General features: G+C 66.8%; 17 protein-coding genes. 3 read left to right on the top strand and 14 right to left on the bottom strand.

Annotated features, from left to right (window positions below):
* Nucleotides 1-6: 6 nt before the first annotated feature.
* The 4 genes from ndk to CY658_RS10655 all read right to left on the bottom strand — a co-directional run bounded on the left by ndk (nt 7) and on the right by CY658_RS10655 (nt 4,533).
* Nucleotides 7-432, bottom strand: coding sequence for a nucleoside-diphosphate kinase (gene ndk, locus CY658_RS10670; protein WP_099790074.1), 426 nt, complete (start codon nt 430-432; stop codon nt 7-9).
* Between the two features lie 152 nt (nt 433-584).
* Entirely contained in the window at nt 585-2,450 is a 1,866-nt protein-coding gene (locus CY658_RS10665) for a pseudouridine synthase (protein ID WP_101490060.1), read from the bottom strand.
* Nucleotides 2,447-3,379, bottom strand: a complete 933-nt coding sequence (gene scpB / locus CY658_RS10660) for an SMC-Scp complex subunit ScpB (RefSeq protein ID WP_101490059.1) — start codon at nt 3,377-3,379, stop codon at nt 2,447-2,449. The genes CY658_RS10665 and scpB overlap by 4 nt, the downstream gene beginning before the upstream one ends.
* A 128-nt stretch (nt 3,380-3,507) precedes the next feature.
* Nucleotides 3,508-4,533, bottom strand: coding sequence for an RluA family pseudouridine synthase (locus CY658_RS10655; protein WP_374221096.1), 1,026 nt, complete (start codon nt 4,531-4,533; stop codon nt 3,508-3,510).
* Nucleotides 4,534-4,547: 14 nt separating this feature from the next.
* Between CY658_RS10655 and CY658_RS10650 the strand changes: the two genes are divergently transcribed.
* Complete coding sequence (locus CY658_RS10650) at nt 4,548-5,357, top strand: outer membrane protein assembly factor BamD (protein WP_101490058.1); 810 nt, start codon at nt 4,548-4,550, stop codon at nt 5,355-5,357.
* A 30-nt stretch (nt 5,358-5,387) separates the two neighbouring features.
* Here the strand turns inward: CY658_RS10650 and CY658_RS10645 are convergent, their stop codons facing one another.
* Both CY658_RS10645 and CY658_RS10640 read right to left on the bottom strand, forming a co-directional pair.
* Nucleotides 5,388-7,478, bottom strand: coding sequence for an ATP-dependent DNA helicase (locus tag CY658_RS10645; protein WP_101490057.1), 2,091 nt, complete (start codon nt 7,476-7,478; stop codon nt 5,388-5,390).
* Nucleotides 7,475-7,681, bottom strand: a complete 207-nt coding sequence (locus tag CY658_RS10640) for a YdcH family protein (RefSeq protein ID WP_101490056.1) — start codon at nt 7,679-7,681, stop codon at nt 7,475-7,477. Before CY658_RS10640 ends, CY658_RS10645 begins: the two co-directional genes overlap by 4 nt.
* A gap of 107 nt (nt 7,682-7,788) precedes the next feature.
* Between CY658_RS10640 and CY658_RS10635 the strand changes: the two genes are divergently transcribed.
* Complete coding sequence (locus CY658_RS10635; protein WP_101490055.1) at nt 7,789-8,559, top strand: PP2C family protein-serine/threonine phosphatase; 771 nt, start codon at nt 7,789-7,791, stop codon at nt 8,557-8,559.
* Between the two features lie 15 nt (nt 8,560-8,574).
* Here CY658_RS10635 and CY658_RS10630 read toward each other — a convergent pair whose 3' ends face one another.
* From CY658_RS10630 to CY658_RS10595, 8 genes are all read right to left on the bottom strand, one after another.
* A complete protein-coding gene (locus CY658_RS10630) occupies nt 8,575-9,225 on the bottom strand; it encodes a hypothetical protein (protein WP_101490054.1) in 651 nt (216 codons plus the stop codon).
* On the bottom strand, nt 9,222-10,319 hold the full coding sequence (gene zapE / locus CY658_RS10625; RefSeq protein ID WP_101490053.1) for a cell division protein ZapE: 1,098 nt from the start codon (nt 10,317-10,319) through the stop codon (nt 9,222-9,224). Before zapE ends, CY658_RS10630 begins: the two co-directional genes overlap by 4 nt.
* 82 nt (nt 10,320-10,401) lie before the next feature.
* A complete protein-coding gene (lpdA, locus tag CY658_RS10620) occupies nt 10,402-11,832 on the bottom strand; it encodes a dihydrolipoyl dehydrogenase (RefSeq protein WP_101490052.1) in 1,431 nt (476 codons plus the stop codon).
* Nucleotides 11,833-11,851: 19 nt separating this feature from the next.
* Nucleotides 11,852-13,108 (bottom strand): 2-oxoglutarate dehydrogenase complex dihydrolipoyllysine-residue succinyltransferase, encoded by a 1,257-nt coding sequence (odhB, locus tag CY658_RS10615; RefSeq protein ID WP_101490051.1) that lies wholly within the window; start codon nt 13,106-13,108, stop codon nt 11,852-11,854.
* Between the two features lie 54 nt (nt 13,109-13,162).
* Entirely contained in the window at nt 13,163-16,039 is a 2,877-nt protein-coding gene (locus tag CY658_RS10610) for a 2-oxoglutarate dehydrogenase E1 component (protein WP_101490050.1), read from the bottom strand.
* A gap of 194 nt (nt 16,040-16,233) precedes the next feature.
* Nucleotides 16,234-18,147 (bottom strand): propionate--CoA ligase, encoded by a 1,914-nt coding sequence (locus CY658_RS10605; RefSeq protein WP_101490049.1) that lies wholly within the window; start codon nt 18,145-18,147, stop codon nt 16,234-16,236.
* Between the two features lie 162 nt (nt 18,148-18,309).
* Nucleotides 18,310-18,915 (bottom strand): isochorismatase family protein, encoded by a 606-nt coding sequence (locus CY658_RS10600; RefSeq protein WP_101490048.1) that lies wholly within the window; start codon nt 18,913-18,915, stop codon nt 18,310-18,312.
* 12 nt (nt 18,916-18,927) lie between these two features.
* Nucleotides 18,928-19,614 carry a TetR/AcrR family transcriptional regulator gene (locus CY658_RS10595; protein WP_101490047.1) on the bottom strand — a complete coding sequence of 229 codons (687 nt, stop codon included), beginning with the start codon at nt 19,612-19,614 and terminating at the stop codon, nt 18,928-18,930.
* A gap of 131 nt (nt 19,615-19,745) precedes the next feature.
* Between CY658_RS10595 and CY658_RS10590 the strand changes: the two genes are divergently transcribed.
* The gene (locus CY658_RS10590; protein WP_101490046.1) at nt 19,746-21,371 is read left to right on the top strand and encodes a 4-hydroxyphenylacetate 3-hydroxylase family protein; all 1,626 of its coding nucleotides are present in this window, start codon (nt 19,746-19,748) and stop codon (nt 21,369-21,371) included.
* Nucleotides 21,372-21,379 lie beyond the last annotated feature (8 nt).

The raw sequence follows: 21,379 nt of genomic DNA, 5'->3' as shown, positions 1-21,379 counted from the left end.
ACGGCTTCAGCGTGCGTAGACGTTGAGGCCGGCGAAGAAGAAAGCGACTTCGGCGGCAGCCGTTTCGGGCGCGTCCGAGCCGTGAACGGCGTTGGCGTCGATGCTGTCGGCGAAGTCGGCGCGGATGGTGCCGGCGGCTGCCTTCTTCGGGTCCGTGGCGCCCATCAGGTCACGGTTCTTGGCGATGGCGTTCTCGCCTTCGAGTGCTTGCACGAACACGGGGCCCGAAATCATGAACTCGACGAGGTCCTTGAAGAAGGGACGCTCCTTGTGCACCGAGTAGAACTGTTCGGCTTCGTTGCGCGACAGGTGAACCAGCTTGGCGGCGACAACCTTGAGGCCGGCAGCCTCGAAGCGGGAGACGATCTTGCCGATGACGTTCTTGGCGACGGCGTCGGGCTTGATGATGGAAAGGGTACGTTCGATAGCCATTGAAGTGCTTCCTGAGCTTTGATTTTGAAGTGTTTTGTCACAACTGCAGCGAATTTGTTTCGCGGCCCGTCGACAAAGCCTCTGATTTTAACCGGCGCGACCTGCGGGATTGGTGAAAACCCCGCGAAAGGCCGCGCTGCGACGGCTGGTTTTCAGCGTCCGCGACGGCGACTGCCGGCCGGGCCGCCGAAGCCACCACCGCCTTGCGAGCCGCCGCCACCGCCGCGACGTCCCGGGCCGCTGCGCTGCTCCTTGCGTTGGCGCGAGAAGCTGTCGGCACCGATGTAGCCGAGCGAGGTCTTCATCGGATCGGGCTGGTTCGCAGCGCCGCCGCCACCACCTGGCGCCCGGTTGCCACCGCCGCCCTGCCCTTGCCCCTGGCCGCCCTGGCGATTGCCCGGACCGGCGTTGCCGCGGCGCCCCTGCTGTGGCGGACCGCCGTTGCCGCCGCCCCGGTTGGGGGGGCCACCGCGTCCGCCGCGCTCGCCACGCGGCGGGCGACCGTCGCCCAGCGGGCTCGGGATCGGCGCCTCGCGGCCTTCGCCGCGCGCTTCACGCGGCTGGCCGCCGCCCATGCCGCCGGCGTTGTTGCCGGTGCGGTTGTTGTTGTTGCCACGGCGCTTCTTGTTCCGACCGTTGCGACCGCCGCCTTCCGGACCACCGGGGCCCCGTTGCTGCTGCGGACCCGCCGGGCGCGCCTGCGCGCCGCCCGAGGCCTGGAACAGCGCCTGGATGTCGCGCTCGTCGAGTTCCATCCAGGCACCGCGCTTGAGACCGCGCGGCAGCACCATCGCGCCGTATCGGATGCGGATCAGCCGGCTGACCGCATGGCCCACCGACTCGAACAGGCGGCGCACCTCGCGGTTGCGGCCTTCGGAAATGGTCACGCGGTACCAGCAGTTGGAGCCTTCGCCGCCACCGTCTTCGATGGTGCCGAACTGCGCCATGCCGTCGTCGAGGCGCACGCCCTCGAGCAGCTTCTTCTTTTCTTCGCTGGTGAGCGCGCCCAGCACGCGCACCGCGTACTCACGCTCCAGGCCGAAGCGCGGGTGCATGAGCTGGTTGGCCAGGTCGCCGGAGCTGCTGAACAGCAGCAGGCCTTCGGTGTTCAGGTCGAGCCGGCCGACCGACTGCCACTTACCCTGCTGCAGGCGCGGCAGTTTGCGGAACACCGTCGGGCGGTTCTGCGGATCGTCGTGCGTGACGACCTCGCCCACGGGCTTGTGGTACGCGATCACGCGCGGCGGCGGCGGTGCGATGCGGTAGCGGATCGGCTTGCCGTTGATCTTGACCTGGTCGCCGTACTGGATGCGCTGGCCGATGTGGGCGGGCTCGTTGTTGACCGAGATGCGGCCCTGCAGGATCAGTTGCTCCATCTCGAGGCGCGAACCGAGACCGGCCTGCGCCAGCACCTTGTGCAGCTTGGGCGAATCGGCTTCGGGCAGCAGCACGCGCTTGAGCGGCGGCACCTCGGGGCTCTCTTCGTCGGCATCGAACTGGCCGGAAATGACGTCGGAGAAGCGGATCGGCTCGGGCGGCAGCGCATTGCGCTGCTCGCGCTCGGCGGCGCGACGGGCACGGTCGAGGTCGTCTTCCTCTTCGTCGGGCTCGTCTTCCTCGTCGTCTTCATCATCGTCCGCGCGATCGTCGTCCTGATCGGACGCCCGGGGACGCTTCGTTTCGACCGGTGCGGGCTCGTCTTCGTCAGCCGCCCCGGCTTCGGCAACCACGGGCGCCACATCGGGCTCCACCGTCGCGGGAGCTTCGGCCGCAGGAGCGACTTCCGCCGCGCTCTGCAATTGCTCATCGGCAGCCGGAACCTCGACCACCTTCTTCTTGCGGGGCGCACGCGGCTTCTTCAGCGCTGCTTCGGCCTCGGCCTCTGCCGGCTCCGCGGGCGCAACCACGGATTCGACCGCAACCTCCGTCGCCTGCTTGGGCGTGGCTGCCCGCTTCCGCTTCTTGACTTCGGGTTCGACCGGCAGCTTTGCTGCGTCGTCGGTGTCGGATGAGCTCATGGGGTTTTTCCGGGAGAAACAGCGTGGGGGTCGTGGGGGTCGGTCTCGTCCGCTGCGGGGGACGGGACGTCGGATTCGGGTTCTTCGGGCGCGGCGGCCACTTCGGGTTCGGCGGGCAACGCGCCGGTTTCTGGCTCGGACGCCGGCGGCGCCTCATCTACAGACTCGACGGCTTCATCGCCTTCGGTGATCGCCACCACCTCTTCGGCAAACTCCGCCGCATCGGTCGAGACGACCTCGGCCAGTTCGGCCGACTCGGGCGGCGCATCAACCATGGCGAGTTCGGGCTGCACGCCCTCTTCGGCCACGGGCTCTGCAGCTTCCTCGTCCGCCGCGTCCGCCGCGTCGATGTCCATCGGCAGCCCCGGCTGGTCGCCCGAGGCCTGCTGCAAGGCATCGACCAACGCAGCCTGCTGCGCGGGCGTTTCCACCAGCGGCAACTGGTCGAGCGAAGCCAGGCCCAGGTCGTCGAGGAACTGGCGCGTGGTCGCAAAGAGCGCGGGCCGGCCGACCGTTTCGCGGTGGCCGATCACCTCGACCCAACCGCGGTCTTCGAGCTGCTTGAGGATCAGCGAGTTGATCGTGACGCCGCGGATGTCTTCCATGTCGCCGCGCGTGGCCGGTTGCCGGTAGGCAATGATGGCCAGCGTTTCGAGCGCGGCGCGCGTGTAGCGCGGCGGCTTCTCGGGATGCAGGCGATCGAGGGCATCGCGCATCTCGGGCCGGCTCTGGAAACGCCAGCCGCTGCCGACGCTCACCAGCTCCAGGCCGCGTTGCGCCCAGTCTTCCTGCAGTTCGAGCAACAGCACCTTGATGGTGTCCACGCCCAGCTCGTCGTCAAACAGCACGCGCATGTCGCGCACCGGTAGCGGCTGGCTCGAACAGATCAAGGCGGTTTCGAGAATGCGCTTGGCATCCGCCGTATTCATGGTTCGCGTTATCCGGAAAAAGGCGCCTGGCGACGCTTGTTCAGATGGATGGAAGGGGAAGGCGTTGCCGGCACGCGGCGAGTGCAACGCAAGGCCGGCATCGGGTGGCCGGCGCGGCCCTTGGGCCGTCAGGCGCGATTGTAATCCAGCCCCCAGGTCTGCAAAGCCTGGGCCAGATCGGGCGGCGGCGGCGAACGGAACTCCATCGCCTGCTGCGTGACAGGATGCACGAACGCCAGCCGGAACGCATGCAGCGCCTGCCGCGCCAGGCCCACCGCGGGCGCGCCGCCATAGAGCGCATCACCGACCAGCGGATGACCGATCGACGCCATGTGCACGCGGATCTGGTGGGTGCGGCCGGTTTCGAGCGTGCAGCGCACCGCGCAGCCCTCGGTGTGGCTGTCGAGCCGCTCGATCAGGGTGCGCGCGGTCTTGCCCGCGTGGCGCTCCAGGTCGACCACGGCCATGCGCAGCCGGTTGCGCGGATCGCGGCCGATCGGCGCATCGACCTGCCGGGCCGCCGCGCCCTCCCAGGCCTTGTGCCCCATCGCCAGGTACTGGCGCTTCACGTCGCGCGCGGCGATCAGCGCCACCATGGCGTCCATTGCGGCCCGCGTGCGCGCCACCACCATCAGGCCGCTGGTGTCGCGGTCGAGGCGGTGCACGATCCCCGCGCGCGGCAGCAGCACGGCCTTCGGATCAAGCGCCAGCAGGCCGTTCAGCAGCGTGCCGCTCCAGTGGCCCGGCGCCGGATGCACCACCAGGCCGGCCGGCTTGTCGATGATCCGCAGGTGCTCGTCTTCGTGAACGGTGACCAGGTCCATCGCCTCGGGCCGAAAGGCCTGGCTCTGGGGCGTGGGCCGCAGTTCGATGCGCCCCGACTGGCCGACGCGCACCGTGGCAGAGACCTTGGTGAGCGTGCGCCCTTGCAGCTCGACCGCACCGGCCTCAATGAGTTGCTGAAGGTAACTGCGCGAGAACTCGGGCACCAGCACAGCCAGCGCGCGGTCGAGCCGCTGGCCGTTCTGCGCCTGGTCGATGGCGAAGGGCCGCAGCTCGCTGGACTCCGCGAGATCGGCACCCTCTTCAGGTTCAGCCCCTTCCGGAGGATCGGTGAGGGGGTCGGTCGATATAATTGAGGGCAACTGTTTCACGAAAGCCGTATGTGATGTTTCGCGCCAAATTATCGGTCCCTGCCTGGATCGCGCTCAGCGCGGCGGCCCTTCTCGTCACCGGCTGTGGTTCCACCACCAAGGAAGACAAGACCGCGAACTGGAGCCCCAACCGCATCTACTCCGAAGCCAAGGACGAAGTCGGCTCCGGCGCCTACGACAAGGCGGTGCCGCTGTACGAGAAGCTCGAAGGCCGTGCCGCCGGCACGCCGCTGGCCCAGCAGGCCCAGCTCGAGAAGGCCTACGCCCAGCACAAGGCCGGCGAAAAAGCCAACGCCATCGCCACGCTCGACCGCTTCATGAAGCTGCACCCGGCCAGCCCGGCGTTCGACTACGCGCTCTACCTGAAGGGCGTGATCAACTTCAACGACGACCTGGGCATGTTCGCGTTCCTGACGCGCCAGGACCTGTCGGAGCGCGACCAGAAGGCAGCCAAGGAATCGTTCGAATCCTTCCGCGACCTGGTGACGCGCTTCCCCGAGTCGCGCTACGCGCCCGACGCGCGCCAGCGCATGAACTACATCGTGAACTCGCTCGCGCAGTACGAAGTTCACGTGGCGCGCTACTACTACTCGCGTGGCGCCTACCTCGCGGCCATCAACCGGGCACAGATCGCGCTGGCCGACTACCGCGAAGTGCCCGCGCTCGAAGAAGCCCTGTACATCATGGTGAAGTCGTACGACGCACTCGGCATGAAGGACCTGCGCGACGATGCGCAGCGCGTGCTGACCACCAACTACCCGAAGAGCTCCTACCTGGCCAACGGCTTCAAGGGCAAGGACGATCCGTGGTGGAAGCTCTGGTAACCCAGAGCCAGCCGACCACTTCGGTAGATCTCAGTAAGGTTTCTTGAGCGCGTCGATCGCGCTCTCGAAATCCGCTTCGGTTTCCAGCCGGCGCATCGGCGGCAACGCCGCCAGCAGCCGCCGGCCATAGCCCATCGCCACGAGGCGCGTGTCGCAGATCGCGAGCACGCCGCTGTCGGTCTCACGGCGAATGAGGCGCCCCGCCCCCTGTTTCAATGCCACGGCCGCTTCGGGCAGCGAGTAATCGCTGAACGAGCTGCGCCCCTGCGCTTCGAGCCGCTGCGAGCGGGCCTCCACCAGCGGGTCGTTGGGCGGCGGGAACGGCAGCTTGTCGATCACCACGAACTGCAGCGCATCGCCCGGCGCATCGAAGCCTTCCCAAAACGACGCCGACGCCACCAGCACACAGCCCGCGCGCCCGTTGCTCGCGCCTTCGCGAAAGCGGTCCATGAGCACGCGCTTGGGCAGCTCGCCCTGCACCAGCACCTCGGGCCGCGCCTCCGTCTGGAGCAGCTCGAACTGCTGACGCATCGCATCGCCGATGGTGCGCAGCGCGCGCAGTGTGGTGGTGAGCACCAGCGTGCGCCCACCGAGTTCGGCAGCGCCATGCGCGGCCAGCTTGGCGACCTGCTGGCTGTGCGTGGGATCGTTGGGTTTTGGAAAAGCCCGCGGCACATAGATCGCTGCCTGCGAGGCGTAGTCGAAGGGGCTCTGCACGCGCAGCACTTCGGCGTCGCGCAGGCCGCAAGGTTCGGTGAACCAGCGCAGCGTGGGGTCGTCGCCCAACGTGGCGGAGGTGAAGACCCAGGCGCGACGGCTGTCTTCCGGCGGTGGCGGCGGGACGGCGCCGTGCTCGGGGTCTTCGTCGTCATCGCCCTCATTCCCGTATGGCAAGTCGGACTCCACAGGCTCGTCGGCCAGCTTGAGCACCCGCTTGCGCATTGCATCGGCGATGTCGAGCGGCGACTCGATCAGGCGCAGTTGCGTGCCCACATCGACCCAGCGCACCGAGTCAAGTTCGCACGGTTGCGCGAAACGCGCGGTGCGCTTGGCGAGCTGGCGCGCGCGCTCGTGCAGGCGCACGAAGTCGGGCGAGATTTCGCTCACCGTGTCCAGCCCGTCTGAGGCCTGCACGAAGGCGTCTTGCAGATCGTCGAGCGCGCTCTGCCAGGCCTCGGCATCCACGCCCTCGGGGGCAGGACCCACCCAGCGCAGCTTCGCGCCCGGCCATTGCTTGCCGACCACCAGACGCAGTTCGCGCGCCGCGCGTTCGACACCCGCCACCAGCTGCTGCCAGTCGACCAGCCCGCGGGCATGCTGCAAGCCCGCGCCGAGCATGTCGCGCGCGAAATCGAGCGCCTGTCCGCTGCCGAGCTGCGCGCCCAGAAACTGCACGCCGGTCTCGTTGAGCTGGTGCGCCTCGTCGAACACGACGACGCTCACGGTCGGCAGCAGTTCGGCCATGCCGGTCTCGCGCACCGCCAGATCGGCGAAGAACAGATGGTGATTGATGACCACGATGTCGGCCGCGAGCGCCTCGCGCCGCGCGAGGTTGACGTGGCACGACTTGAACTGCGGACATTGCGCGCCCAGGCAGTTCTCTCGCGTGGAGGTGATCAGCGGGATCAGTGGCGAACGTTCGTCGAGCCCCGGCAGCTCAGCCAAGTCGCCGGTGCGCGTGGCTTTCGACCACTGCTCGATCTTCGCCAGCGTGCGCAGGCTGCCGCGCTCGGGCAGCGAGGCGTCGTGGCGCGCCATGTCGAGCCGATGCAGGCACAGGTAGCTGCCCCGCCCTTTCAGCAACGCCGTGCGTATCGGCAGTGCGAAAGCTTCGACGAGGCGCGGCAGGTCGCGGCCGAACAGCTGGTCTTGCAGGGTCTTGGTGGCAGTCGAGAGCAGCACGCGCTCGCCGCTCAGCAATGCGGGCACGAGGTACGAGAACGTCTTGCCCACGCCGGTGCCGGCCTCGACCACGAGGATGCCGCCGTCGGAGATCGTGCGGGCCACGGCCATGGCCATTTCGGTCTGGCCGCCGCGTTCGCGGAACTGCTCGGCGGCCTGCGACAGCACCCCGTCCTGCGCGAACGCGTCGCGCACCTGGTCTTCGAGCGGCGACGTCACGCCGGCTCTTTCGGGTCGAGCGCGTTCTCGAGCTGCGCGATCTGGTCGCGCAGGGCGAGGCGGCGCTTTTTCAGGCGGCGCATCAGCAATTCGTCCGGCGGCGCACCGTCTTCCGAGAGCCGGTCGATGGTGGCGTCGAGGTCGGCATGCGCCATGCGCAGCTCGATCAGCTGACGGGAAAGGGAATGAAGATTGGAGTCCAACGGTGGGGGTGCGCGTGCCGCATGGGGCCGCGCGTGTTCATTCGATAATACGTCCTGACACGAACCCCAGAGAAGACAGAAAGCGCGCCTCTGGCGCCCCAGCGCTCATGACCCAAGGCTTTCGACTCGCCGCCGCCACCGGCCTCCACAAGGGGGACCGCCCCTACCAGCAGGACCAGGTGCTGTTGATGAGCCACCCACGCACGCCGGGCTGCGTGCTCGGCGTCATCGCCGACGGCATGGGCGGGCGCAGCGGCGGGCGCAAGGCATCCGACCAGGTGCTGATGACCGCACGCCAGCTCTTCACCCGCTACAGCCCCGAGCGCGACGACCCCGCCGTCGTGCTGCGCCAGTTGCTCGAAGACGCCCACACGGTGATCAAGCTCACGGCGCTGTCGAGCGAACAGGAGCCGCACAGCACGCTGGCCGCTTTCCTGATGACCCCCCAGGGCGGCTGCGCCTGGATTCACGCGGGCGACTCGCGTATCTATCACTTCAACGACGGCGCGCTGGTCAAACGCACGCGCGACCATTCGTATGTGCAGGCGCTGGTCGATCGCGGCCAGATCAGCGAGGCCGAGGCCAACATCCATCCGCAGGGCAACATCCTGCTGGGCTGCCTGGGCATGACGACCACGCCGCCGCCCGTCGATCCCCACCACATTGCCAAGCTGCAGCCGGGCGACCTGCTGATGGCCTGCAGCGACGGGCTCTGGCACTACTTCTCGCCCGAGGAACTGGCCAGCGTGCTGTACGCGCAACCGCCGCGCGATGCGGTGGAAATTCTGGTGGGGGAAGCCCGGCGCCGTGCGCGCGGCACGGGCGACAACATCTCGATCGCGGTGCTCAAGCTCGACCCGCTGCCTGCGGCGGCCTGAGCGCCCTCTTCTTTTTCAGGGCGCCGGTGCCGGCGGCAACGGTGCACCGCGCGGCTTGGTGCGCTCGGCGTTCTGGCGTTCGCGGCTGGCGCGGTGTTCTGCCGCCCGCTTCTGCTTCTCTTCGAAGCGCGTGGTCGCGGCCGGTGCTTCGGCGCGGCGCTGCGCCGCCTTGGCCTGCTCATCGGCGTGGGCCTTCTGCTTGCCCTCGAACTGGCGCTGGCGCGCGTCCGCGTCGGCCGCCGTCGCAGCGCGGCTTGCCGCGTGATCGGCGGCACGCTGTTCGCGCGCCTTCTGGTCTTCTTGCGACTTCTCGCGCTGTTCGCGCGAATCCTGCGGGCGCTGATTGGCGGCCTTCTGGTCGAGCTTCTGCAGCTCGGCCGCGCCGCTGCGCTGACGCTGGATGTCGTTGATCGCGGTTTCCTGCCGCTTGATGTGGTCGGTTTCCTTGCGACGGCGGCTGCGGCTTTCGCGCAGGCAGTCTTCCACCGCAAACTTCGCGTAGCAGGCCGTGCGCTCCTTCGCGTAGCGCGACTCGATGGCCTCGCGCTCGGTGGCCAGGCGGCTGCGTTCGGCTTCGAGGTCGGCGCTGCCCGAGGCCGCATTGGACTGGGCCCAGAGCGGCAGGCTGGCCAACGCCAGGAACAGGGCAAGAGCGGTTTTTTTCATGTGAGTCGGGTGTCGACGATGCGGCGTTCCAGGGCGAGGAATTCGCTCGACTGCATTTCGGTGAGCCGGGACACCGTGCGCGGAAACTCGTGCGCCAGCGGGCCCTCCGTGTACAACGCCTCGGGCGGCACCTCGGCCGACATGATGAGCTTGCAGCGCCGGTCGTACAAGACGTCGACCAGCCAGGTGAAACGGCGTGCTTCCGAGGCCATGCGCACCGGCATGTGCGGCACGTCGGACAGCAGCACGGTGTGGAACTGGCTCGCGATCTCGAGGTAGTCGTTCTGCGAGCGCGGGCCGCCGCACAGCGTCTTGAAGTCGAACCACACCACGCCACCGGCCTTGCGCCGCGCGCGGATCTCGCGCTGCTCGATATGCAGGATCGGGTTTTCGTCCGCCGTCTCGGCCAACTTGTCGAAAGCGTGGCGCAATTCCTTCTCGGCCGCCGCGTCGTTCGGCGTGAGGTACATGCGCAGCTGCTCCAGCGTGCGGCGCCGGTAGTCGGTGCCGTTGTCCACGCTCAGCACTTCGAGCTTCTGGTTGAGCAACGCAATGGCGGGCAGGATGCGGTCGCGGTGCAGGCCGCCGGGGTACAGGTCGTCGGGCTTGAAGTTCGAGGTGGTGACAAAGCCCACGCCGTTGTCGAACAGCGACACGAGCAGCCGGTGCAGGATCATCGCGTCGGTGATGTCCGCAACGTGGAACTCGTCGAAGCAGATCAGCTTGTAGCGCTTGGAAATTCGCAGCCCGAGTTCGTCGAGTGGGTTCACGGTGCCCTGCAGGTCGCGCAGTTCGCGGTGCACCTCGCGCATGAACTCGTGGAAGTGCAGGCGCGTCTTGCGCCGCAGCGGCACGGCGTTGAAGAACAGGTCCATCAGGAAGCTCTTGCCGCGCCCCACGCCGCCGTACATGTAGACGCCGCGCGGCAGCTCCGGTCGGTTGATGAGCTTCTTCAGCGCATTGGAGCGCCGGGCCTTGTACTCACCCCACTCGGTGGCGCAGCGGTCGAGCGCCTCGACGGCCGCGAGTTGTGCGGGATCGCTCTTGAACCCGCGTGTCGCGAGTTCCGCTTCGTAAGCCTGTTTGACGCTCAAGGGATCGGATCGCTTCAAAAATGGAGAGCCCCGACCGCCCCGCGAGGGTCGATCGGGGCCGGGTTCGCTCAAGAACCGGAGATCAGAAGTTGAGCGTGCGCTTGTCCACGGCCAGAGCCGCTTCCTTGGTGGCTTCCGACAGCGACGGGTGCGCATGGCAGATGCGCGCGATGTCTTCGGCGCTGGCCTTGAACTCCATTGCCACGACGGCTTCGGAGATCAGTTCGCTGGCCTGCGGGCCCACGATGTGCACGCCCAGGATCTCGTCGGTGGTGGCATCGGCCAGGAACTTGACCATGCCGGTCGTGTCGCCCAGCGCGCGTGCGCGGCCGTTCGCCAGGAACGGGAAGGTGCCGGCCTTGTAGGCGCGGCCCGCGGCCTTGAGCTGCTGCTCGGTCTGGCCGACCCATGCGATCTCGGGGCTGGTGTAGATCACCCACGGCACGGTGTTGAAGTTCACGTGGCCATGCTGGCCCGCGATGCGCTCCGCCACGGCCACGCCTTCTTCCTCGGCCTTGTGCGCCAGCATCGGGCCGCGCACCACGTCGCCGATGGCCCACACGTTGGGCAGGCTGGTCTTGCAGTCGTCGTCCACGGCGATGGCGCCGCGTTCGTCGAGCTTCAGGCCCACGGCTTCGGCGTTCAGGCCGATGGTGTTGGGCACGCGACCGATCGAGACGATCAGCTTGTCGACTTCCAGCGTCTGGGCTTCGCCCTTGGCGTTGGTCCAGGCGACGCTCACGCCCTTCTTCGACGATTTGATCTCGCCGACCTTGACGCCGAGTTCGATCTTGAGCTTCTGCTTGTCGAAAGCCTTCTTGGCTTCCTTGGCGATCTGCTCGTCCACGGCGCCGAGGAAAGTCGGCAGTGCTTCGAGCACCGTGACTTCGGCACCGAGGCGGCGCCACACCGAGCCCATTTCGAGGCCGATGACGCCCGAGCCGATCAGGCCCAGCTTCTTCGGCACGGCGCCGATGCGCAGCGCACCGTCGTTCGAGAGGATGTTTTCCTCGTCGAACGGCGTGCCCGGCAGCGCGCGGGCGTTGGAGCCCGTGGCCAGGATGATGTGCTTGCCGCTGATCGATTCTTCGGCAGCGCCTGCCACCTTGATCTCGTAGCCGGCTTCGTCCGCCTTCACGAACGAACCACGGCCGTGGAAGAAGCTGATCTTGTTCTTCTTGAACAGGTACAGGATGCCGTCGTTGTTCTGCTTCACGACCTGGTCCTTGCGGGCCAGCATCTTCTCGATGTCGAGGCCGAGGCCTTCGACCTTGATGCCGTGGTCCGCAAAGTGGTGACCGGCCTGCTCGAAGTGCTCCGACGATTGCAGCAGCGCCTTCGAGGGGATGCAGCCGACGTTGGTGCAGGTGCCGCCCGGTGCGGGGCCGCCCTTGCCGTTCTTCCACTCGTCGATGCAGGCCACGTTGAAGCCGAGCTGCGCAGCGCGGATTGCCGCGATGTAGCCGCCAGGACCGCCGCCGATGACGACGACGTCGAATTGCTTGTTTGCCATCTGTGTCTTGCTCCCCGGATCAGATGTCGAACAGCAGGCGCGACGGATCTTCCAGCGCTTCCTTCATGGCGACCAGGCCCAGCACGGCTTCGCGGCCGTCGATGATGCGGTGGTCATAGCTCATGGCGAGGTAGTTCATCGGACGAACGACGATCTGGCCGTTTTCGACCACGGCGCGGTCCTTGGTGGCGTGCACGCCGAGGATGGCCGACTGGGGCGGGTTGATGATCGGGGTCGAGAGCATCGAGCCGAAGGTGCCACCGTTTGAGATGGAGAACGTGCCGCCGGTCATTTCTTCAATGCCCAGCTTGCCGTCTTGGGCCTTCTTGCCGTACTCGGCGATCTTCTTCTCGATGTCGGCGAAGCTCATCTGGTCGGCATTGCGCAGGATGGGCACCACCAGACCGCGCGGCGAACCGACAGCGATACCGATGTCGAAGTAGCCGTGGTACAGGATGTCATTGCCGTCGACCGACGCGTTGAGCACCGGGTACTTCTTCAGTGCGTGCACCGCGGCCTTCACGAAGAAGCTCATGAAGCCGAGCTTCACGCCGTGTTCCTTGGTGAACGCGTCCTGGAACTTCTTGCGCAGGTCCATGACCGGGGCCATGTTCACTTCGTTGAAGGTCGTGAGGATGGCGTTGGTCGATTGCGATTGCAGCAGGCGCTCGGCGATGCGGGCGCGCAGGCGGCTCATCGGCACGCGCTGTTCCGGGCGCTCGCCCAGGTCGGGTGCGGCAGGCGCTGCGACCTGTTGCAGCGCGGGCTTGGCAGCCGGTGCAGCAATGGCGGCGGCAGGCTTGGCGCCGGCAGCAACCGCGCCGAGCACGTCGCCCTTGGTCACGCGGCCATCTTTGCCCGTGCCAGCCACGTCGCTGGTCTTCAGGTTGTTGTCAGCCAGCAGCTTGGCAGCGGCGGGCATGGCGACGTCGGACTTCGAACCACCGGTGGCGGCTGCTGCCGCTGCGGGTGCAGCAGCGGTCGGTGCGGCGGCGGGTGCAGCTGCTGCAGCGGGCGCTGCGGCGGCGGCCTTGCCATCGGTGTCGATCCTGGCGATCAGCTGCTCGGCCACCACGGTGGCGCCGTCGGGCTGAACGATCTCGACCAGCACGCCAGCCGAGGGCGCGGGCACTTCGAGCACGACCTTGTCGGTTTCGATCTCGATCAGAATTTCATCGACAGCGACGGCTTCGCCGGCTTTCTTCTTCCACGTGAGCATGGTGGCTTCGGCCACGGATTCGGAAAGTTGGGGGACTTTGACTTCTACGATAGACATTTGGAGTGAGCTCCGTTTTGTTCTTGAGGGTGTTCGTGTGAAAAGGGGCGGTTCTTACTTGGTCAGCACGAAGCCCTTGAGCTTGCCAAATGCGCCATCGACCAGCGCCTTCTGCTGTTCCTGGTGCAGGTGCGAGTAGCCGACTGCCGGCGATGCCGAAGCGGCACGGCCGGAGTAGCCGAGCTTCTGGCCTTCCTGCATGTTTTCGTGGATGTAGTGCTGCACGAAGAACCAGGCGCCCTGGTTCTGCGGCTCGTCCTGGCACCACACGATGTCCACGAGGTTGGGGTACTTCTTGATCTCGGCGGCGAAGGCCTTGTGCGGGAACGGGTAGAGCTGCTCGACGCGGATGATCGCCACGTCGTCGTTGCCCTGCTCTTCGCGCTTCTTGGCCAGGTCGTAGTAGACCTTGCCCGAGCAGGCGATCAGGCGCTTGACCTTCTCGGCCTTCAGGCCCTTGCTGTCGGGAATGACCGTCTGGAAGCTGCCCTTGGTGAACTCGGACAGCGGCGAGGTCGCGTCCTTGTTGCGCAGCAGCGACTTGGGCGTGAGGATGATCAGCGGCTTGCGCAGGTTGCGCACCATCTGGCGGCGCAGGATGTGGAAGATCTGGCTGGCCGTGGTGGGCTGCACCACCTGCATGTTGGTGTCGGCGCTCAGCTGCATGAAGCGCTCCAGGCGTGCCGAGCTGTGCTCGGGGCCCTGGCCTTCGTAGCCGTGCGGCAACATCATCGTGATGCCGTTGACGCGGCCCCACTTCACTTCGCCCGAGGCGATGAACTGGTCGATCACCACTTGCGCGCCGTTCACGAAGTCGCCGAACTGGGCTTCCCAGATGACGAGCGTGTTGGGGTCGTTCGAGGCATAGCCGTATTCGAAGGCCAGCACGGCTTCTTCGGACAGGATCGAGTCGATGACGACGAACGGAGCCTGGTTCTCGGCCACGTTCTGCAGCGGCGTGTAGGTGCCGGTGTCGAACTTCTCGCGGTTCTGGTCGTGCAGCACGGCGTGGCGGTGCGTGAACGTGCCGCGACCCGAGTCTTCACCCGACAGGCGCACCGGGTAGCCGCTGGCCACCAACGAGGCAAAAGCCATGTGCTCGCCCATGCCCCAGTCGACGTTCACGTCGCCGCGGCCCATGGCGGCGCGGTCGTCCAGCACCTTCTTCACGAGCGGGTGCACGGTGAAGCCTTCGGGCGGCGTCGTGATCTTCTCGGCCAGGCGCTTCCACTCGGTGGACGGAATGGCGGTGTCGCCGGCGTCGGTCCACTTCTTGTTGAGGTACGGGCTCCAGTCGACGGCGTACTTGCTCTTGAAGTTGGTGAGCACGGGATCGACGGTGTTCTTGCCTTCGTCGAAGGCGGCGCGCTGCGCCTTGACCATGTCGTCGCCGAGCGTGTCGCCCAGGCCTTGTGCGGCCAGCTTGTCGGCGTACAGCCGGCGCGTGCCGGGGTGGGCCGCGATCTTCTTGTACATGAGCGGCTGGGTGAGCGACGGGGTGTCCTGCTCGTTGTGGCCCAGCTTGCGGAAACAGATGATGTCGACGACCACGTCCTTCTGGAATTCCATGCGGAAATCAAGCGCGAACTGGGTGGCGAGCACCACGGCTTCGGGATCGTCGCCGTTCACGTGCAGCACCGGCGCTTCGATCATCTTGACGATGTCCGAGCAGTACAGCGTCGAGCGGCTGTCGCGCGGGTCGCTGGTGGTGAAGCCGATCTGGTTGTTGATGACGATGTGCACCGTGCCGCCGGTGGAGTAACCACGGGTTTCGGCCAGTGCCAGCGTTTCCATCACGACGCCCTGGCCTGCGAAGGCAGCGTCGCCGTGCACGATCACGGGCAGCACCTGCTTGCCCAGCGGGTCGCCGCGGCGGTCCATGCGGGCACGCACCGAGCCTTCGACCACGGGGTTCACGATTTCCAGGTGCGAGGGGTTGAACGCCAGGCTCAGGTGGACCGGGCCGCCGGGGGTGGTCACGTCCGAGCTGAAGCCCTGGTGGTACTTGACGTCGCCGGAGGGCAGGTCTTCGGGGGCGGTGTGGTCGAACTCGGCGAACAGGTCGGCGGGCATCTTGCCCAGCGAGTTCACGAGCACGTTCAGGCGGCCACGGTGGGCCATGCCGATCACGATTTCCTGCACGCCCTTGATGCCGGCCTGGTTGATCAGCTCGTCCATCGAGACGATGAAGCTCTCGCCGCCTTCGAGCGAGAAGCGCTTCTGGCCGACGTACTTGGTGTGCAGGAAGCGCTCAAGGCCTTCGGCGGCCGTCAGGCGGTTCAGCACGTGCTTCTTCTGCTCGGCGCTCAGCTTGGGGTTCGTGCGGGCGCTTTCGAGCTTCTGCTGCCACCAGCGCTTGTGGTTCTGGTCGGTGGTGTACATGTACTCGGCACCCATCGTGCCGCAGTACGTTTCACGCAGGGCATTGAGCAGGTCGCGCAGCGACATGGTCTCTTTGCCGAAGAAAGTATTGCTGGTGTTGAACACCGTCTCGAGGTCGGCGTCGGTGAAACCGTAGAACGAGGGCTCGAGTTCCGGAATGGCGGGACGCTCGGCGCGCTTGAGCGGGTCGAGGTCGGCCCAGCGGGCGCCGACGTTGCGGTAGGCGGCAATCAGCTGCTGGACTGCGGTGCGCTTGCGGCCGAGTTCGGAGTCGGCACCGCTGGCCTGCACGACCTTGGTCGTGCCCTGCTTTGCCAGTTCGGCAAAGGCGTTGATGACCGGCAGGTGGGGGACGTCGCGGGCGCTGGTGCCGTCGGCGGCGGGAACGTTCTGCAGGGCGTCGAAATACGTGCGCCAGTTGTCAGGAACGCTGCCGGGATTGGAAAGGTAGTTTTCGTACATCTCCTCGACATAGGGCGCATTGCCGCCGAAGAGATAGGTATTGCCTTGATAGGCGGTGTACGCCGTGGGCGTAGAAGAATCGCTCATATTCCGCTGACCTTCGCTTCCCTGGAGGAAGCACTAGCTGGTTAAGAAACCTTCCGCGACACGGCTGGACCGATTGGCGGATGCGACTGTGGCTGGGGAAGGGCCTGAGTACCTTGGCATTGTGCCACGTCAACCATATGACGGCTGAACGCTGCTACGCAAGGCCCGCAACCCTGCCCCGTTCACGGCTTCGGTCAGGTGGCGGACAGCAACTGTTTGATCTGCTGCAGCGTGGCCGGATCGTCGATGGTGGTCAGGTCACCCGGGTCGCGCTGCTCGCACACGGCCTGGATGGCGCGGCGCAGCAGCTTGCCGCTGCGGGTCTTGGGCAGGCCGCTCACGAAGCGCACGCGCGCGGGCCGCGCCAGGGCGCCGAGCTGGTCGGCCACGAGCTTCATGATCTCGCCCTCGAGCTTGAGTGCCGCGTCGGCGTCGGTCACGGCCAGGCCGTCTTTCGGCACGACGAAGGCCATTGCCACCTGGCCCTTGAGCGTGTCGGCCACCCCGACCACCGCCACCTCGGCCACGTTGGCGTGGCCCGAGATGCTCTCCTCGATCTCGCGGGTGCCCAGGCGATGGCCGGCCACGTTGATCACGTCGTCGGTGCGACCCAGGATGTAGAAATAACCGTCGGCATCGCGGATGCCCCAGTCGAAGGTCGAATAGACCATCTTGCCCGGCACGCTCTTCCAGTAGGTGTTGACGAAGCGCGCGTCGTCCTTCCACACGGTCTGCATGAAGCCGGGTGGCGTCGGGCCTTCGACCACGACCACGCCCTTCTCGTTCGGTGCCGTCAGTTCCTCGCCCGTCGATTCGTGCAGGATCTTGATGCGGTAGCCGTACATCGGCACGCCCGGGCTGCCGAACTTGCTCGGCTTGGCTTCGACGCCGTTGGCGATGGTGATCATCGGCCAGCCCGATTCGGTCTGCCAGTAGTTGTCGATGATCGGCACGCCCAGGCCCTCGCTGATCCAGCGCGCGGTCGGTTCGTCCAGCGGTTCGCCGGCCAGGAACAGCGCGCGCAAGGTCGACAGGTCGTATTTCTTGAGCAGCGCGGGGTCCTGCTTCTTGAGCACGCGCACCGCGGTGGGCGCGCTGAACATCACCGTCACCTTGTACTTCTCGACCAGGCGCCACCAGATGCCGCCGTCGGGCTGCTGGTCGATGCCTTGCGTGGGCAGGCCCTCGTACATGATCGTCGCCATGCCCGCGATCAGCGGACCGTAGACGATGTAGCTGTGACCCACCACCCAGCCGATGTCGCTGGTCGAGAAGTAGGTTTCGCCGGGGCGGCCGTCGAAGATGTGCTTCATGCTCGCGGCCAGCGCCACCGCGTAGCCGCCCACGTCGCGCTGCACGCCCTTGGGCTTGCCGGTGGTGCCGCTCGTGTAGATGGTGTAACTGATGTCGGTCGAGGCCAGCCAGGTGCAGGGCACCTGCGCATCGATGTGTTTCTGCCGCAGTTCGCCGGCCAAGTGGTCGCGGCCGGCGACCAGGTCCATCGGCGCCAAGCCCCGATCGGTCAGCAGCACGGCCTCAGGCTTGTACTTCGACAGGCGGATGGCTTCGTCGAGCAGGGGCTTGTACGCAATGACCTTGCCGCCGCGCGAACCGGCGTCGGCACTCACGACCACCTTGGGCTCGGCGTCTTCGATGCGCGTGGCCAACGAGCCGCTGGCGAAACCGCCGAACACCACGCAGTGGATGGCGCCGATGCGTGCGCAGGCCAACATCGCGAAGGCGGCCTCGGGAATCATCGGCATGTAGATGAGCACGCGGTCGCCCTTGCCCACGCCCAGTTCGACGAGGCTGGCGGCGGTGCGCTGCACCTCGGCGTGCAGCTCGGTGAAGCTGTAGCTTTTTTCGACGCCGGTTTCGGTCGACACGAAGATCAGCGCCGGCTGGTCGCCCCGATCGGCCAGGTGCCGGTCGACGGCGTTGTGACACAGGTTGGTGGTGCCGCCGACGAACCAGCGCGCGAACGGCGGCTGGCTGGCGTCGAGGATCTGCTGCGCGGGCGTGTGCCAGTCGATCAGCTTCGCCTGCTCGGCCCAGAAGGCCTCGGGCGCATCGACGGACTGGCGGTAGAACTCTTCATAGCGGTTCATCGGGATCTGTCTCCTGTTTTATGGATGCCGTTCCGGACTCGACGCCGAAACTGAATTCATAATTATGGGAGCCGATCTTGCGGGAAGCTGACAGCCGCGGCAATCCGGGCGCCCCCCCGGTTGCCGGGCCGCCCTTCAACAGCAATTCAGTAGATCAGCCGACTAGCGGATCAGCGCCTGCAGGTCGCGGAACGCCGGGTGCTCGGCGGTGCGCAGCCACTCGAAGCCGACCATCTCGGTGGTCACGAGTTCGGCGCCGGCGCCGGCCAGGCGATCGAAGGCCGCGTCACGGTTACGTTCGGTGCGTGAGCTGCAGGCATCGGTGACGACCCACACGTCGAACTCGTCCTCGAGCAGGTCGAGCGCGGTCTGCAGCAGGCAGACATGGGCTTCGCAGCCGGCGATCACGATGGTGTTGCGCTCTTCGGCCGCGGCCGGGGGCTTCTGCAGGTGCTTGGGCAGGCTGCGGGCGTTGCCCTGCGGCGCTGCCTTGGCGGGCGGGCGCAGCCATTCGCCGAGCCCCTCTTCCACGCCGCTGAAATGCATCTTGGCCAGCGTCTTGTGGCAAAAAGCGCGGATCTCGGGCAGGTTCTCGCCCAGCTTCGACGGGTTCTGCTCCGTGCCCCAGACCGGCACGTCGACCCACTGCGCCATCTGGCCCAGGCGCGCTGCATTGCGCGCCGCCGCTTCGCCTTCGAAGATCGCCGGCATCAGCCGCGCCTGGTAATCGACCAGGACGAGTTGGGATTGCGTGGCGTCGAGCAGCATGGACTTCTTCTTTCAGGTATCGGTTGAACTGGGCTGAACCGTACCACTGAAAAGAGCGGGTTTCACTGCGTCTTCCGCTGTTGCCGCAGGGCTCGATCGCTGCGCCAACTGCGCAAGGTAGGTCTTGAACAGCGCATCGGCCGACTGATTGAACATGCGGATGCGACCCGTGTGCTGCATCAGCAGCAGGCCGACGCCGTGCGCGAACAGCGCCGTGTTCTCCTGCTGCGCGAGGTCGGCATCGAGGCCCAATGCCAAGAGCGCCTCTTCGCAGGGGCGCAGGGCGTCGTAGAGACGATCGTTCAGTTCGTGATCGAGCGCGTGCGTCAGTCCCCGGGGCCGCATGCCGTGCACCAGATAGAAGCCGAGGTCGAGGTCGCGCGGGTTCGCCGCGTAGAAGTCGAACCAGGCCTGGGCCTTGGCAGCCAGGGTCTGGTCGGGCCGGCTCTCGGACACCGCCACCTCGGCCACGGCGGCCTGCAGGCGCAGCAGCGACTCGTCGAGCAAGGCCGCGTAGATCGCCTCCTTGCTCTCGAAGTACGAATAGATGGCGCCCGGCGTGTAGCCGGCTTTCCTGGCGATTTCACGAATGCTCGCGCCCTCGATGCCGGCCTCCGCGAACACCGTGCGGGCGGCGTCGAGCACCAGGGCGCGGCGGGCGTCGGTAAGGGTCTGGCGGCGTTGGAGCTTGGCGTGCATGGGCGGGACTATAGCCCTCGACCCGTTCGCCGATCAATTTTTCAAACGTTGATCTAAAAATTGAACAGTGTTTAAATCTTTGCGCCAACGGTCAGAAAAAGATCCCCACGAGCCCCAGGAGACAACACCCCATGAACGCCCCGCCTTCCGACGCCCCCTTGATGTCCGGCGCCGACTACCGTGAATCGCTGCGCCGCTACACGCCCACCGTGTTCGTCGACGGTCGCCGCGTTGCCAGCGTGGCCGACGAGCCCGCCTTCCAGCCCGGCATCAACGCCATCGCCCTCACCTACGACCACGCGCTGAAGTCCGAGTACGCGCCGCTCATGACGGCCGTGCAGCACACCAGCGGCAAGCGGGTGAACCGGCTCTCGCACATCAACACCAGCTCGGGCGACCTGCTCAACAAGCTCGAGGCCGTGCGGCTCGTGTGCCAGGAAACCGGCTGCGCCCAGCGCTACCTGACGCACGATGCGCTCAACGCCATCGCCCAGGTGTCGGCGCGCATCGATGACGCGCGCGGCAGCACCGAACACACGGCCCGCTTTCACGAGTACCTGCACCGCATCCAGGACCAGGACCTGACCCTGGGCGTCGCCATGACCGATGCCAAGGGAGACCGCAGCCGCCGGCCGCACGAGCAGGCGAACGTCGACAGCTACCTGCACGTGGTCGAGCGCAACGCGCGCGGCATCGTCATCTCGGGCACCAAGGCCATCGTGACCGGCGCGCCCTACGTGCACGAGCTGCTGGTCATGCCCTGCCGCAACATGGGCAAGGAAGATGCCGACTTCGCCGTCTGCTGCGCCGTGCCGCTCGATGCGTCCGGGCTCACCATCGTCGCGCGCCCGGCCGGGCGGCCCGGCGAGAAGCTCGAGCACGGCGACGCCCTTTTCAGCCGCAAGTACGGCCAGAGTACCGGCGTGTGCATGTTCGACCGGGTGTTCGTGCCGTGGGAACGCGTCTTCTATGCCGGTGAATGGGAGCATTCGGGCCATCTGACCTACAGCTACGCGACGCACCACCGCCACAGTTGCATCGCGGCCCGCGCCGGCTTCGGAGACCTGCTGATCGGTGCCGGCGCGCTGATGTGCGAGGCCAACGGCTTCGACCCGGGCAAAGAGAGTCACCTGCGCGAGCAGATGGTCGAGCTCATCACCATCACCGAGGGCTTCTTTGCCTGCGGCGTGGCGGCCAGCGTCTATGGCAAGGCCGACGACCATTGCGAGGTCTTCATGCCCGACCCGGTGTTCAGCAACATCGGCAAGCTGCTGCTCGCCACCAAGATCTACGACATGCACCGCATCGCCCACTACGTGAGCGGCGGCCTCATCGTCACCCTGCCCGGCCCGGACGAAGACCACAACCCCGAGACCGCGGCGCGGCTGTCCGACGTGCTGCGCGCCAACCCCGCCATTCCCTACGAACAGCGCATCGAGACGGCTCGTTTCATCGAAGACCTCACGGCCGGCTACCAGGGCGGCTGGTACAGCGTGATCAGCCTGCACGGCGGCGGCTCGCCGGCGGCGATGAAGCAGGAGATCTGGCGCAACTACCCGGTGGGCTCGAAGGTCGAGTTGGTCGAGCGCCTGCTCGAACGCGGCATCGCGGCCGACGGCACGCCGGCCGCCGCGCCGCACGACCCGCGCCGCGCCATCACGAAGAACCGCCAGCCCGGCAAGTGCTGCGACACCGGTTGCACCGTGCCGGGACAACCCGTGATGGTCGACCTGCCGGCCCCGACGTTGCGAGCCTAGACTCCGGC

This window comes from Variovorax sp. RO1, from assembly GCF_002849325.1.
In the GTDB taxonomy this organism is placed as follows: Bacteria; Pseudomonadota; Gammaproteobacteria; order Burkholderiales; family Burkholderiaceae_C; genus Variovorax.
Note: the sequence above shows the minus strand (reverse complement) of the source record. Positions and strands in the feature narration are given on the sequence as shown.

What these genes read in the sequence shown, in the direction of transcription:
- ndk (WP_099790074.1), bottom strand. Translation starts at nt 432, where the DNA reads ATGGCTATCGAACGTACCCTTTCCATCATCAAGCCCGACGCCGTCGCC.
- CY658_RS10665 (WP_101490060.1), bottom strand. Translation starts at nt 2,450, where the DNA reads ATGAGCTCATCCGACACCGACGACGCAGCAAAGCTGCCGGTCGAACCC.
- scpB (WP_101490059.1), bottom strand. Translation starts at nt 3,379, where the DNA reads ATGAATACGGCGGATGCCAAGCGCATTCTCGAAACCGCCTTGATCTGT.
- CY658_RS10650 (WP_101490058.1), top strand. Translation starts at nt 4,548, where the DNA reads ATGTTTCGCGCCAAATTATCGGTCCCTGCCTGGATCGCGCTCAGCGCG.
- CY658_RS10635 (WP_101490055.1), top strand. Translation starts at nt 7,789, where the DNA reads ATGACCCAAGGCTTTCGACTCGCCGCCGCCACCGGCCTCCACAAGGGG.
- CY658_RS10630 (WP_101490054.1), bottom strand. Translation starts at nt 9,225, where the DNA reads ATGAAAAAAACCGCTCTTGCCCTGTTCCTGGCGTTGGCCAGCCTGCCG.
- lpdA (WP_101490052.1), bottom strand. Translation starts at nt 11,832, where the DNA reads ATGGCAAACAAGCAATTCGACGTCGTCGTCATCGGCGGCGGTCCTGGC.
- odhB (WP_101490051.1), bottom strand. Translation starts at nt 13,108, where the DNA reads ATGTCTATCGTAGAAGTCAAAGTCCCCCAACTTTCCGAATCCGTGGCC.
- CY658_RS10610 (WP_101490050.1), bottom strand. Translation starts at nt 16,039, where the DNA reads ATGAGCGATTCTTCTACGCCCACGGCGTACACCGCCTATCAAGGCAAT.
- CY658_RS10605 (WP_101490049.1), bottom strand. Translation starts at nt 18,147, where the DNA reads ATGAACCGCTATGAAGAGTTCTACCGCCAGTCCGTCGATGCGCCCGAG.
- CY658_RS10600 (WP_101490048.1), bottom strand. Translation starts at nt 18,915, where the DNA reads ATGCTGCTCGACGCCACGCAATCCCAACTCGTCCTGGTCGATTACCAG.
- CY658_RS10595 (WP_101490047.1), bottom strand. Translation starts at nt 19,614, where the DNA reads ATGCACGCCAAGCTCCAACGCCGCCAGACCCTTACCGACGCCCGCCGC.
- CY658_RS10590 (WP_101490046.1), top strand. Translation starts at nt 19,746, where the DNA reads ATGAACGCCCCGCCTTCCGACGCCCCCTTGATGTCCGGCGCCGACTAC.